The following is a 13800-nucleotide window of genomic DNA, read 5'->3' on the forward strand; positions in this document are numbered from 1 at the left end:
CGGACCATGTTTAGCGGTCGTGATCGTGTTCCCGGTCCCGGTTGTCGGCGGCCTCTCGGGCGGCCGCCGAAGCCCCGGTCAGGTCGCCTCTCGCCGGGCGAGCGCACCCCGGGAGCGGGTCACCAGCGCCGCCAGCAGAGCGGCGCCCACCGGAACGGCGACAAGCAGCGCCGCCAGCGTCTCCCAGGGAACGACGATCGGCACCTGCGGCATCGAGCCCACGCCCCAGCCCTCATCCAGAGCCTGCTGGTACCAGGCCATCTGCTGGCGCTCCTCCGTGAGCCGCAGCCCGACCGCCGGCAGCACGCCCGCCGCCGACCCGAGGACCACCCCCATCGCGGCCACCACCCCGCACTGGAAGCCGCTGAGCGTCCTGCGGACCCGCGGCGGGGCACCGACGGCGGCGAGTGTTTTCAGGTCCGCCTCCGCGTCCGCCTGGGCGAGCCCTGTCGCGATTCCCGCTGCGCCGATCGTGATCAGCCCGGCGAACACCGTCAGCGACAGCAGGATGATGCTGGCCTTGCTGGTGTAGCCCTTCTCGACGTGGAGGGCTACATCGGTTCCGGTCTTGTCCAGCTCGTCGTCGAGCCGCTGCCGCTGCTCGGTGGTCGGCATCGTGTCGGTCGAGTAGTACGCGCCGAGCGGCACGGTGGTGAGGCCCGCCGACTTGGCCGCGGCAGGCGCGAGCAGCATCTGCAGACCGTAGGACTTCTCCGTGTCGGCGACCTGGTGGGCGGTGAAGCTCTTGATCTCGCCCGGTATCTTCCGACCCTTCTCGAAGGCTCTGTCGGCGGCCTCCTGGTCGGTGATCACCCGGATGTCGATCTTGCCCTGGTCGTTGACGTTGCGCTTGTCGAAGGACACGATCTGCCCGGCGGCCAGGGCCTTCTCGGCGGCCGGGTCGTCGATCCCGAGCACCTGGAGCAGCTTCGCGTCGCCGACCATCACACCGCCGTCGGCGTAGACACCGGTGGCCCCGCCCTGTTGGCATCGCCAGTCATCGTTCAGCTTGCGGCGTTCGGCCTTGCTGAACTTGGCCGCGGGGTCCTCATCCGGCTTCGCCGGGTCCACCGCCCACAGCGGGCACTGGTTCTTCAGCGGCACCACGACTTCCAGCCTGCCGCAGTCTTCGTCGTCGCTGTACGGCGAGCAGGTGGCCCTTCCGACGGCTATCCGGTCGACGTCCGCACGCACGTCCACCGGCAGAAGTTTCTGCACGGTGTCGCGTACCTGCGGCACATCCCGCCCGCCGCCCTCCTCGATGGCCATGGAGACCGCGCCGTGCGGCAGCTGCGCCTCGTAGGCGGCGGCCTCCTGGGCGTCGCTGCTCGCCGCGTAGGTGGCCACCGCCACCGTTCCCGCGACCGCGGCGAGCACAGCGGCCACTGCGGGAGCCGTGCGACCTCGGTTGCGCACCGCGTCGCGCAGGGCGAGCCGCGGAGAGAGCGGCAGAATGCTGCCGATCCGGCCGAACAGGCCCACCAGCGCGGGCGTCAGTGCGACCACGCCCAGTTCCGCGATGGCGCTGCCTCCCGCGACGACGACGAACTGGTCGGTCATCGTCGACCCGTACAGGGCGATCGCCGCACCGAGCGTCACCGCGATCAGACCGACGACGGGCAGGACCCTGCTGCTCCTGCGCACACCCCGGCGTCCGGTGAGGGCGGCCAGCACGGTCTGCCGTGAGGAGGTGACTGCGGGCACGATCGCGGCGAGCAGACCGGTGAGCACGGCGAGCAGCGCGATACCGAGGAGCTCCAGCGGCCGTATGTCGAAGCTGCCGAAGCGCTTGCCCATGTAGTCCTCGAGGACCGGTTGCAGCAGGTAGGTGAGGGCCAGACCGAGGATCGTGCCGACCACGGCGGCGGCGACACCGATCACCAGACCACCGGCGAGGACGATGGCGCGGATGTGCCGGCGATCGCCGCCATTGGCACCGACCAGGCCGAGCTGGCGGCGCGAGCGCCGGGCGCCTACCGCGAACGCGGGGCCGGCCAGCAGACAGATCTCCAGCATCGCGAGTCCGACGACGGTGCCGGCGGCGGCGAGCGCGGCGGCCTTGGCGGCCGTGCTCTCCTCGAAGTTGCCCCAGCCCTCCTCCTGGAAGAGCGGCACCTCGGAGTCGGCCGGCGGGTCGAGCGCCACGGCGCGCGACGTGACGATCACACCGTTGGTGTTGATGTCCTTGACCATGTTCCACGTGAAACCACCCGGCACGGTCGCCAGCAGTGTCGTCGAGGGCGAAGTGCCGGACATGTCAGCGGCCTTGAGAGCCTTGTCGAGCGGCGCGAGCAGGGAGCCGGGCAGTGCGTTGACCTGGTCGGTGTCCAGCGCGCCGGGGAGCTCGTAGGAGCCGACGATGCGGTACTCGCGGTCGAACCCGCGCGCGGTGAGCTTGGAGCCCACCTTCAGGCCGCTGCTGTCGAGGAAGTGGGTCGTCGCGGCGACCTCGTCGGCCTTCTGCGGGAGACGGCCGCCGGTCACGGTCATGAGGCCCTTGGCCATCGGGTCCGTGGCTTTCAGCTCGCGGACCTCCGTGTGCAGCAGTCCGTGTGCGGTGCGGAGCTTCGCCGAACCGACCGTGTCCGTGAGCGACTTGGCGCCCGCGGGCAGAGCCTTCGTGACGTCCGCCTTCCCCTCGGGCCACGGCTTGTCCTCGAAGTCGCCGACCGGGTAGTAGTTCATGCCGTCCGGCGACTGCATGAGGGGGATGCCGCCCAGGTTCGGGTCGGTGAGCCGGCCGTCGGCCGCGCCCAGGGAACGCTGGGCGCTCTGCTCGGCGGAGAGTTCCGCACTGCGCAGGGTCAGGTCCGCGGCGCTCACACCGAGGATGGGCAGGGCGATCATGGCCAGGACGAGGAAGCTGCGTCCCTTGGAGCGCCAGGCGTCACGGCGCGCGATCCGGATCGCGGCGCGCCAGGAGTGGTACCGGTTCATCACAGCTCGGCCGCCTGGCCGGAGAGCAGGGAGTCCGCCTGGCTGCGGACGGTCTGGTCGACGACCGCGCCGTCGCGCAGGAACACCACGCGGTCGGCCCAGGCCGCGAAGCGTGGCTCGTGGGTGACGAGGATGCCTGCCGCGCCGGCGTCGCAGCGCGAGCGCAGCAGGGCGAGCACGGATTCGCCGGTCTCGGAGTCCAGGGCGCCGGTCGGTTCGTCGGCGAGGACGAGTCGGCGGTCGCCGACGAGGGCGCGGGCGATCGCGACACGCTGCTGCTGGCCGCCCGACATTTCGTCGGGGAAGCGGTCGGCGAGGAGACCGAGGTCCATCTCCTCAAGGGCGGCGACGGCTTCGGTGCGGGCCTTGCGGGCGGATGTGCCGTCGAGTTCGCGCGGCAGGGCGATGTTCTCCGCGGCGGTGAGGGCCGGGATGAGGTTGTAGTCCTGGAAGACGTAACCGATGCTGCGGCGACGCAGCGCTGCGAGCGTCTTGCGGTCTGCGGTCGTGATGTCGGTGTTCTCGACGATCACACGTCCGGATGTCGGGGTGTCGAGGCCGCCCGCGATGGTGAGCAGCGTCGACTTGCCGGAGCCGGACGGACCCATGACGGCGACGAGTTCACCGGGGAACACATCGAGGTTGACGCCGCGCAGGGCATGCACCTCGGCAGCGCCGCTGCCGTGGATCCGGGTCAGATGCTGGAGTTGCAGCACAGGTTGTTGTGACGACTGGGGCTGCAGCGACTGCTGTTCGGGCATGGGTGGGTCTCCCCCTCGGACGGATGCGTACACACGAGCGGGTGTACGGAGAGATGGGCGGTCGGCCGGGCGGGCCGATGATGAGGTCTGTGGGCCGGCCGGCCGGATGGGCGGTTGATACCGGTGTCTGTAGGTCGCCGGTCGGCCGGGTGGCCGGTACGGCTCTGCGAGCGCTGCCTGTTCGGTGGCAGCCGCGGGGTGAGGCGCTGTCCGCGCCCTGGTCAGGTCGTGGCCGCGCCCTGGTCCGGGCGTGCGGGGCGGGTGCCGGCGGCGGGTACCTGCGCGCCGTGTGCGACGGTGTGAGCCGCCGGCGGGGCAGGTGACGCGGCCGTGCCGGCGCCGGCTCCCCGCCCGGCCGCAGCGGAGAGCCTGATGAGCCGTACCTCGCAGTGGTCGAGCCAGCGCGCCTCGGCCTCGGTCTGGAAGATCAGCTGCTCCAGCACGAGCAGCCAGGCCACGTCGTCCCGCTCCTGGGAGCCTCCGCTCTCGATGGCGGCGAGGGCCTGAGCCTTGAGACGGGTGTAGTCCTGCATGGCGTTCACCGTGTGGTGGCGCTGGGACTGGATGACGGCACGGATGTCCACGTTGGGTGCGCCGACCGCCATCGCCAGCTTGATGGCCAGTTCGTCACGGGGCGGGCTCCTGCGGTCCACAGGAGTCGTGAACCAGCTGCTGAGCTCGGAACGGCCGGCTTCCGTGATCACGTAGAGCGCGTGCCCGGCCTCGTCCTCGCCGTCCTGGGCGACCATGCCGTCGCGTTCCAGGCGGCTCAGCGTCGTATAGACCTGGCCCACGTTCAGCGGCCAGGTGGCGCCCGTGCGCGACTCGAACTCCGAACGGAGCTGTGAGCCGTAGCGAGGGCCGTGTTCGAGGAGGGCGAGAAGCCCGTGCCTGATGGACATACTCAGTATGTATACCGAGTATGCGCCCTGGGGCAACCGTCCTTGGAAGGACCCGTCGCGTACATCTCACGACGGACGCCGGGGCTCAGCGCCGCCGCAGTCGCACTCCGAGGAAGCCGATTCCGAGCCCCATGAGAGCCATGCCGACGCCCAGCGAGAGGGAGGAGATCTGCTGGGCGACCGGCGCGGGGGCGGACCGAGGTGCCTGGTGACGGGCGTCGGCGGGGTCGCTTCGGCCTGGCGTCGGCGCCCCCGGATCCCAGGCCTCCGCGGGCATCTCCGTCTCGAGTGCCTCCTCCTCACCAGGAGGGGCATCCTCGTCCCGCTCTCCCGTACGCGGGCTCTCGCCCCGAGCCGGCGGGAAGGGCGCGGCAGACCTCGAAGGGCTGCCGGATACGGCCGCGGCGGGCGCACGGGTGGGAGTCGCCGAGGAGCTCACGCTCTTGTCGGCCGACGGTGCGATCTGGCGCCCGGGCCGCTGCCGCCCTTCACCGGCCTGCCTCCCGGCGAACGAGGACGAGGCCGAGGGCTTGGGGGACGGCTGTGGTGCCGCCTGCGCCTCGGCGTGGGCGAGAGGCGCGGGCAGCAGCAGCAGCGAAGCAACGGTGAACGCGCAGCGAGTGCGCAGCCTTGGAGTCACCGTATGACCCCTCCCGTGCCGAGTCGTCGTCACCGAGATACCGGACTCAGCGTCACATGCTGGGATGTCTCCGGCATCTCGGGCATTGTGTCGTCCGGCCTCCGGCACCACGACGGCCCGGCACGCAGGGCGCGTACCGGGCCGTTTGTGTCTCAGGGCGCCTTCACAGGCGCTCCGGGCGGGCTACTCCGGATAGCCGTTGGAGACCTCGAGGGTGAAGGAGGCGCTGTCGGGGTCCACCTCGGTGCCGGCAAGCGGGAACTGTGAGATCACGACACCTTCACCCCACATGGAATTCGGCTTCGCCTTCTCGTCGATCTTCCAGCCCGCGGCCTGCGCGCACTCCTTGACCGAGAGGATGTCCTTGTTGACGAAGTCCGGGGCGTCGACCTTCGACGGGTCGTGGTAGCTTTCCCGCGCGTCGGAGCACTTCGTCTTGTCGATCGTCCGCTCGCGCTCCGGGCCCTTGTAGCCCGCCTTCTGCGACTCGCTCGTCGTCGGGTCGCCGCCGGCCTTCTTGCCCGGGTCGTCGTCCCTGTTCATCGCGATCGCCGTGACCAGGCCGCCGACGGCCAGCAGTGCCACCGCGATCGCGCCCACGATCACCGGCATGTTCCGCTTGCCGCCACTGCCACCGCTGCCGCCGGTCCGGGTCTGCTGCGGCGAGATCGTGTACGGGGGCGGGGTCGAGGCGTGCGGGGCCGGTGCCTGGTACGCCGGGGCCGGCGTCGGGTAGCCGTAGTGGGGCGTCGGCGCCGGGGCCGGCGAGGGGGTGGGCGGGCCGTACGGGCTGGGCTGGTACGGCGTCTGGACACCGCTCTGCGGCGCCGGGGCCGACTGGTCCAGCGGCGGGAACACGGCGGAACCGACGCCCGCGCCGCTGTTCGCCGGCGCACCGCTGATGATCACCGGAGCGCCGGTCTGTCCGGCGCCGGTGACCCGCGCGCACTCGTCGCGCATCGCCGCCGCGCTCGGGAAGCGCTCGTTCGGGTTCTTCTTCAGCGCCCGCGCCACGAGCGCGTCCATCGAAGGGGTGACGGACCGGTTGATCGTGGACGGCGCGACCGGCTCCTCCTGCACGTGTGCGTACGCGATCGCCAGCGGCGAGTCCGCGTCGAACGGCAGCCGCCCGGTGAGCAGCTGGAAGAGCATGATGCCGACCGAGTACAGGTCGGAGCGGGCGTCCACGCCGCGCCCCAGCGCCTGCTCGGGCGAGAGGTACTGCGGGGTGCCGACGACCATGCCGGTCTGCGTCATCGACGTGACGCCCGACTGCATGGCGCGGGCGATGCCGAAGTCCATCACCTTGACGATGCCGCGCTTGGTCATCATCACGTTTCCGGGCTTGATGTCACGGTGGACCAGGCCCATCTCGTGGCTGGTCTCCAGCGCGGCGAGCACGTCGGCCGTGACCTTGAGCGCCTTGTCGGCGGGCATCGCGCCGTACTGCTGGATGTCCGCGGCCAGGACCGAGCCGAGGGGCTGGCCCTCGACGTACTCCATGACGATGTACGGCATCAGCGCGCCGTCGAGCTCGTCCTCGCCGGTGTCGAAGACCGACACGATGTTGGTGTGCGACAGCTTGGCGACAGCCTGGGCCTCACGGCGGAACCGCTCGCGGAAGGACTGCTCGCGCCCGAGCTCCGTGTGGAGCGTCTTGATGGCGACCTGGCGGTCGAGAGCCGAGTCGTAGGCCAGGTAGACGGAGGCCATGCCGCCTTCGCCGAGCAGATCGCGAAGCTGATACCGGCCGCCCGCCACGGAACCACCCGCATAGCGGCCCTGAGCGCCGTCCTGGCTCATGACTGTGCTTCCCCCTTGGCGCGGTGGCCCGGCTGCCCGGCCCGCGATGGTTCGCGTTCTTGGAGATCCGTGTCTCGAGGACCGAGAAACCTGGACCGTGATCCCGTATTACGGGGCAAGTCTGCCCCAGGGGTCCGACACGTCAAGCCAGGTGCCCGTTCCGTGACCGTACGCACAACAAGCGTCTCGGAAGCGTTACAGGAACAGCATGGAATTTGCACGGCTCCCCGCCCAGCGGGTTTGATGGCCGGTCTCTCTCGAAACCGGCCTGCCGCGCCAAGGCTGTAGCGTGACGTGGCACAGCACCCCGAGAAATGGCGACCCGCACGCAGAGTACGCACGCGGACAGATACGACGGCGAGGACTGATGGCACCCGAACCCGAAGCAGACGGCAGCGGCGTGCCGGATTCGGCGGACGCCTTCGGTGCCGGCGGGCTGGTCGGCGACGGCCGCTACCGCCTGACGCACCGTCTCGGACGCGGTGGCATGGCGGAAGTGTTCGCGGCGGAGGACGTACGGCTCGGCCGTACCGTCGCCGTCAAGCTGCTGCGCGCCGATCTCGCCGAGGATCCGGTCTCCAAGGCCCGCTTCACGCGCGAGGCCCAGTCGGTGGCCGGCCTCAACCACCATGCGGTGGTCGCGGTCTACGACTCCGGCGAGGACCTCGTCGGCAACCAGACCGTCCCCTACATCGTGATGGAGCTGGTCGAGGGACGCACGATCCGCGATCTGCTCGTCAACGCGGAGGCACCGCCGCCCGAGCAGGCCCTGATCATCGTCTCCGGCGTCCTCGAGGCCCTCGCGTACTCGCACCAGCACGGCATCGTGCACCGCGACATCAAGCCCGCCAATGTGATCATCACCGACTCCGGTGCCGTCAAGGTGATGGACTTCGGCATCGCGCGGGCGCTGCACGGCGCGCAGTCGACGATGACCCAGACCGGCATGGTCATGGGTACGCCCCAGTACCTCTCCCCCGAGCAGGCCCTGGGCAAGGCCGTCGACCACCGCTCCGACCTGTACGCGACGGGCTGCCTGCTCTACGAACTGCTCGCGCTGCGCCCGCCGTTCACCGGCGAGACCCCGCTCTCCGTGGTCTACCAGCACGTCCAGGACATCCCCGTGCCGCCGTCCGAGGTCTCGGACGTGGTTCCGCCGGAGCTCGACGGGCTGGTCATGCGCTCCCTCGCGAAGGACCCGGACGACCGGTTCCAGAGCGCGGAGGAGATGCGCGGACTGGTGCAGTACGCGCTGCAGATGCTCCAGCAGCAGGGGAGCCACAGCGGCGCCTGGAACACGGGTCCCGTCCAGCTCTACGAGGGCGCCGGCGCCCCCGCGATGGGGGGCACGGCACCGACCTCGACGATGCACCCCGTGCACGGCGAGACCTCGCAGGGCCCGATCCTCCCGCCGATGAACCCGAACGACGGTGGCTACGACGGCGGTTACGGCAACGGTCCCCACGGCGGCGGCAAGAGCGGCCGGGGCAAGGTGTGGCTGCTCGCCGCGCTCGCCGTGGTCGCGGTCGCCGCGGGCATCGCCTTCGCGCTCGACAGGGCCAACAGCCCGGGCGGCACCCCCTCGAACGACGGCAAGACGGTCTCCGAGTCGCCGAGCACGACACCGGAGGAGACCCCGACGCCGACCGAGGAGGAGACGGAGCAGACGGACGAGCCGGACACGTCGACGGGCGGCAACCAGCAGCCGTCCTGGACGCCGTCGGACCTTCCGACGTTCACGCCGAGCACTCCGCAGACGCCGACCGACGACCCGACCCCGACGGGTCCGACGGACGAGCCGTCGGACACGCCGAGCGAGCCCTCGGACCCGCCGAGCGAGCCCTCGGACCCGCCGCCCACGACCGGCGGTGCCACCGAAGGCGGGAACGGCGGCACGGCGGGCGACGAAGGCGACTGACGCGGCGGCCGTCCCCGGCAGTCGCTTCGGGCTCACCCCGCGAACGCCTCGCACACCGCTTCGTACTCCTCGGTCCACCAGACCGCCAGGGCCGACGCCGCAGGGAACTGCGGGTCGGCCCTTCGGTCGTGCAGCTGGTAGCGCCAGCGCAGTATCCAGAAGTCGTTGAGCCGCTCCCACCACACCCGGTGCACGGCCGCCCGGAGCTCGGCCGCGTCGGCCCCGGCGGCGCGCCGGTAGGCCCGTGCGTAGGCCCGCACCTTCGTCAGCTCCAGCTGTCCCGCGGGCAGGACGAAGAAGATCGCCGCCGCCCGGACGGCCTCCTCCGCCCGCGGCTGTACGCCGAGCCGGTCCCAGTCGACGATCGCGGCGGGTTCGGCACCGCGGTAGAGCAGGTTCAGCGGGTGGAAATCGCCGTGCACCCAGCCGCCGGCCCGTCCCGCCGGCGGCCTGCGGTCGGCATGCCGCTCCAGCAGGACGCGTCTCTGCAGCAGCCGGTGCTCGGCCAGGGTGTCGAAGGAGTCACGGGGGCGACCGGAGCGGGCCTTGTCCAGCAGCTCGTCGATGAGCGCGAAGGTCTCCTCGGGATCGGCGCTCCCGTGCTCGGTGGAGCGGGCCGCATGCGGTTCCATGACCTGCGCCAGGCAGGTGTGGACGAGGCCGAGGAGGGAGCCGAGCCGCCGTGACTGGGCCGTGCTGAGCTGGGCACCGTTGCGGTGCCGCCCGTTGATCCACGGGTGCAGGGCATAGCAGCGGCCGCCGATCACGGCGACGGTGTCGCCGCCGGAGTCCTCGAGGGGCGGGGCGACCGGAACGCCCAGTGCCTGGAGCCGTTGCGTGGCGCGGTGCTGGCGGGCGATGGCGTCGTGGTCCCCGTCGAGGTGGTGCTTGAGGAAGTAGGCCCCGCGCGTGGTCGCGAGGCGGTAGCCGCGGTTCAGGAGCCCCTGGGTGACGGGCTTGCAGGAGAGCGGCTCGCCCGGGTTCTCGTAACGGCGCAGCAGCGCGTCGAGAGGTGGAGCGGTAACAGATGAGCGCAACACCCAACAGATGATAGTTGCCAGGTGTGGCGCCTCGTCACGCAGTGTGGCGTGACCGAGTCTCCACGAGATGGTCCACGGTGTGCACGGTGACGAAGTGCGGCTCGAGGCGCCGGTGGACCGGCCGGAGATCCTGGCCGTCGATGAGGTGCGGCTGCTGCCCGGACCGTTCCAGTTCCTCGGCCGACGGCCGGACCGTCTCGGCGGTGCCCGTGAACTGGACCGACCGGAGCGCCGCAGAGCGGGAGTTGAGGTTGTCCGCGCCTTACGCCACCACGCTGCCGCAGCACGCCCGGTGGTGGTCGAAGGCGGCGTGCAGACGGGGCACGACGCGGCCGTCCACCACGGTGTGCCGCGCCGGCACCAAGAAGGCGTGGCCCGCATGCTCATGGCCAGACGGCCGTACGGGCCGCGGCCCAGCAGTTCGACGGCGCGCAGTTCGTCCGTGGACATGACGTCCACCCTCCGTCACCGCGGACTGCGCCGAGTAAAGCCGCCTGTCCCGAACGGATGGGGACCGAAACCCCGGAACCGTCCGTGTTGCTATTGGCCCGAAAGAGTGAACAGCCTGCCCTGACGTGGGCGGATCCAGCGCTGCCGACGCTCCGGTCTTGGCGGGCGGATCCAGCGCTGCTGACGCTCCGGTCCTGGCGGGCGGATTCAGCGCTGCTGACGCTCCGCCTGGATTCGCGCCACATGGGCCGCCGTCTGCGAGCGCCGTTCCATTCCCAGCTTGGCGAGCAGGCTGGACACGTAGTTCTTGATCGTCTTCTCGGCGAGACGGAGACGCTCGCCGATGGCCCGGTTGGTGAGGCCTTCCCCGATCAGGTCCAGGATTCTGCGCTCCTGGTCGTTGAGGTCCGCCGGCCTGTCGTCTCTGGCCGGCGCCGTCCCGCCGCCCCGCAGCCGCTCCAGGGCGCGGGCGGTCGCCACCGGGTCGAGCAGCGACTTGCCCGCCGCGACGTCCCGCACCGCCGACAGCAGTTCGTTGCCGCGGATCGCCTTCAGTACGTATCCGGAGGCGCCCGCCATGATCGCGTCGAAGAGCGCCTCGTCGTCCGCGAAGGAGGTGAGCATCAGGCACTTGATGTTCTCGTTCCGCGAACGGACCTCACGGCACACCTCGACGCCGCTCCGGTCCGGCAGCCTGATGTCGAGCACGGCGACATCGGGGTTGGCCGCAGGGATCCTGACCAGTGCGTCTTCGGCAGTGGCCGCCTCCCCGACGACCTCGATGTCGTCCTCGGCCGCCAGTAGTTCATGAACGCCGCGCCGCACGACTTCCTGGTCATCGACCAGGAATACAGTGATTTTTCCCTTTTCGGGCACGGGGGCAGTCTCACATATTGACTCTTCCCGTGCCCGGGGTGCCCGGGATAACGTGCCCGTGTTCCGGCGGCCTGCAGGGCTGTGACCAGTGGTTGTTCCCCCGTTTCCCGATTTACTTGGAAATCCAAGCAAAATTGCAGGTCAAATGGGGTTTCGCAGTAATGCTTCCCACTGGGTAACGTGCCTGTGACAGGACGTTCGCCGGGACACCTGTCACGCCTGACTTCCGGCCGCGTCGCACACACCCCGTGCGCGGGCACGGATGCGGGCGAGCCGCACTGGCTTTCCGGCGGACCCCGGGGGCCGGACCGACGGAGGAGCACGCACGTGACCGTGGAGAGCACTGCTGCCGCGCGTAAACCGCGACGCGTCAGCAAGCGCGCCAGCGCCGCCAAGAAGCCACAGAATTCCGAGCCCCAGCTCGTACAGCTGCTGACGCCCGAGGGCGAGCGCGTCCAGCACCCCGAGTACGACATCGACCTGAGCGCCGACGAGCTGCGCGGCCTGTACCGGGACATGGTCCTGACCCGCCGCTTCGACTCCGAGGCCACCGCCCTGCAGCGCCAGGGCGAACTGGGTCTGTGGGCGTCGCTGCTGGGCCAGGAGGCCGCACAGATCGGCTCGGGACGCGCCCTGCGCGACGACGACTACGTCTTCCCGACCTACCGCGAACACGGCGTCGCCTGGTGCCGCGGGGTCGACCCGACGAATCTGCTGGGCATGTTCCGCGGTGTGAACCACGGCGGCTGGGACCCGACCACGAACAACTTCCACCTGTACACGATCGTCATCGGCTCGCAGACGCTGCACGCCACCGGCTACGCGATGGGCGTGGCCAAGGACGGTGCCGACTCGGCCGTGATCGCGTACTTCGGTGACGGCGCGTCCAGCCAGGGCGACGTCGCCGAGTCGTTCACGTTCTCCGCGGTCTACAACGCCCCGGTCGTGTTCTTCTGCCAGAACAACCAGTGGGCGATCTCCGAGCCGACCGAGCGCCAGACCCGCGTCCCGCTGTACCAGCGCGCGCAGGGCTACGGCTTCCCCGGTGTCCGCGTCGACGGCAACGACGTCCTCGCCTGCCTCGCCGTGACCCGTTCCGCGCTGGAGCGGGCCCGCCGCGGCGAGGGCCCGACGCTCGTCGAGGCCTTCACGTACCGGATGGGTGCGCACACCACCTCGGACGACCCCACCAAGTACCGGCACGACGACGAGCGGGTGGCCTGGGAGGCCAAGGACCCGATCCTGCGGATGCGTACGTACCTCGAGCGGGAGGGCCTCGCCGACGAGGCCTTCTTCACCGCGCTCGACGAGGAGAGCGACGTGCTCGCCAAGCGGGTGCGCGAGGCGGTGCGGGCCATGCCCGACCCCGACGACATGGCGATGTTCGACAACGTCTACGCGGACGGGCACGCGCTCGTCGACGAGGAACGCGCCCAGTTCGCCGCCTACCAGGCGTCGTTCGCCGAGGAGGGCAACTAGTCATGGCCGTCACCAAGCTCCCCCTCGCGAAGGCGCTCAACGAGTCGCTGCGCAAGGCCCTCGAGACCGACCCCAAGGTCCTGATCATGGGTGAGGACGTCGGCAAGCTCGGCGGCGTCTTCCGGATCACCGACGGACTGCAGAAGGACTTCGGTGAGGACAGGGTCATCGACACCCCGCTCGCGGAATCGGGCATCGTCGGCACCGCGATCGGTCTCGCGCTGCGCGGCTACCGCCCGGTCGTCGAGATCCAGTTCGACGGTTTCGTCTTCCCCGCCTACGACCAGATCGTCACCCAGCTCGCGAAGATGCACGCCCGCGCGCTCGGCAAGATCAAGCTGCCGGTCGTCGTGCGCATCCCCTACGGCGGCGGCATCGGCGCGGTCGAGCACCACTCCGAGTCCCCCGAGGCGCTCTTCGCGCACGTCGCGGGCCTCAAGGTGGTCTCCCCGTCGAACTCCGCGGACGCCTACTGGATGCTTCAGCAGGCGATCCAGAGCGACGACCCGGTGATTTTTTTCGAACCGAAGCGGCGCTACTGGGACAAGAGCGAGGTCGACACCGAGGCGATCCCCGGGCCGCTGCATGCCGCACACGTCGCCCGGGCCGGCTCCGACATCACGCTGGCCGCCTACGGCCCGATGGTGAAGGTCTGTCTCGAGGCGGCGGCCGCGGCCGCCGAGGAGGGCAAGTCGGTGGAGGTCCTCGACCTGCGCTCGATGTCCCCGATCGATTTCGACACCGTCCAGACCTCCGTGGAGAAGACCGGCCGCCTGGTCGTCGTCCACGAGGCCCCGGTCTTCTACGGCTCCGGCGCGGAGATCGCCGCTCGCATCACCGAGCGGTGCTTCTACCAGCTGGAGGCACCCATCCTGCGGGTCGGCGGCTTCCACGCCCCCTACCCGCCGGCGCGGCTCGAGGAGGAGTACCTCCCGGGTCTCGACCGGGTGCTGGACGCCGTCGACCGCTCGCTCGCGTACTGAGGAGTGCCGTG

10 protein-coding genes are annotated in these 13800 nt (G+C 70.5%); 3 read left to right on the plus strand and 7 right to left on the minus strand.

Annotation, left to right across the window (positions count from 1 at the left end; genetic code table 11):
- Positions 1-78: 78 nt before the first annotated feature.
- The 5 genes from ACZ4SA_RS02860 to ACZ4SA_RS02880 all read right to left on the minus strand — a co-directional run bounded on the left by ACZ4SA_RS02860 (position 79) and on the right by ACZ4SA_RS02880 (position 7043).
- Positions 79-2940, minus strand: coding sequence for an FtsX-like permease family protein (locus tag ACZ4SA_RS02860; protein WP_468269108.1), 2862 nt, complete (start codon positions 2938-2940; stop codon positions 79-81).
- Positions 2937-3698, minus strand: coding sequence for an ABC transporter ATP-binding protein (locus ACZ4SA_RS02865; RefSeq protein WP_468269110.1), 762 nt, complete (start codon positions 3696-3698; stop codon positions 2937-2939). Before ACZ4SA_RS02865 ends, ACZ4SA_RS02860 begins: the two co-directional genes overlap by 4 nt.
- A 221-nt stretch (positions 3699-3919) precedes the next feature.
- Entirely contained in the window at positions 3920-4600 is a 681-nt protein-coding gene (locus ACZ4SA_RS02870; protein WP_468269112.1) for a PadR family transcriptional regulator, read from the minus strand.
- Between the two features lie 85 nt (positions 4601-4685).
- Positions 4686-5240: a hypothetical protein gene (locus tag ACZ4SA_RS02875; RefSeq protein WP_468269114.1), complete on the minus strand. Its 555-nt coding sequence runs from the start codon at positions 5238-5240 to the stop codon at positions 4686-4688.
- 183 nt (positions 5241-5423) lie between these two features.
- Entirely contained in the window at positions 5424-7043 is a 1620-nt protein-coding gene (locus ACZ4SA_RS02880; protein ID WP_468269116.1) for a protein kinase domain-containing protein, read from the minus strand.
- Between the two features lie 367 nt (positions 7044-7410).
- Between ACZ4SA_RS02880 and ACZ4SA_RS02885 the strand changes: the two genes are divergently transcribed.
- Positions 7411-8961, plus strand: a complete 1551-nt coding sequence (locus ACZ4SA_RS02885) for a protein kinase domain-containing protein (RefSeq protein ID WP_468269118.1) — start codon at positions 7411-7413, stop codon at positions 8959-8961.
- Between the two features lie 32 nt (positions 8962-8993).
- Here ACZ4SA_RS02885 and ACZ4SA_RS02890 read toward each other — a convergent pair whose 3' ends face one another.
- Both ACZ4SA_RS02890 and ACZ4SA_RS02895 read right to left on the minus strand, forming a co-directional pair.
- Complete coding sequence (locus tag ACZ4SA_RS02890) at positions 8994-10001, minus strand: phosphotransferase (RefSeq protein WP_468269120.1); 1008 nt, start codon at positions 9999-10001, stop codon at positions 8994-8996.
- Between the two features lie 657 nt (positions 10002-10658).
- Positions 10659-11327 carry a response regulator gene (locus ACZ4SA_RS02895; protein WP_468269122.1) on the minus strand — a complete coding sequence of 223 codons (669 nt, stop codon included), beginning with the start codon at positions 11325-11327 and terminating at the stop codon, positions 10659-10661.
- Positions 11328-11654: 327 nt separating this feature from the next.
- Between ACZ4SA_RS02895 and pdhA the strand changes: the two genes are divergently transcribed.
- Entirely contained in the window at positions 11655-12806 is a 1152-nt protein-coding gene (pdhA, locus tag ACZ4SA_RS02900; protein ID WP_468269124.1) for a pyruvate dehydrogenase (acetyl-transferring) E1 component subunit alpha, read from the plus strand.
- A 2-nt stretch (positions 12807-12808) separates the two neighbouring features.
- Positions 12809-13789 carry an alpha-ketoacid dehydrogenase subunit beta gene (locus tag ACZ4SA_RS02905; RefSeq protein WP_468269126.1) on the plus strand — a complete coding sequence of 327 codons (981 nt, stop codon included), beginning with the start codon at positions 12809-12811 and terminating at the stop codon, positions 13787-13789.
- Positions 13790-13800 lie beyond the last annotated feature (11 nt).

It is taken from the genome of Streptomyces sp. NPDC027962 (assembly GCF_055566095.1).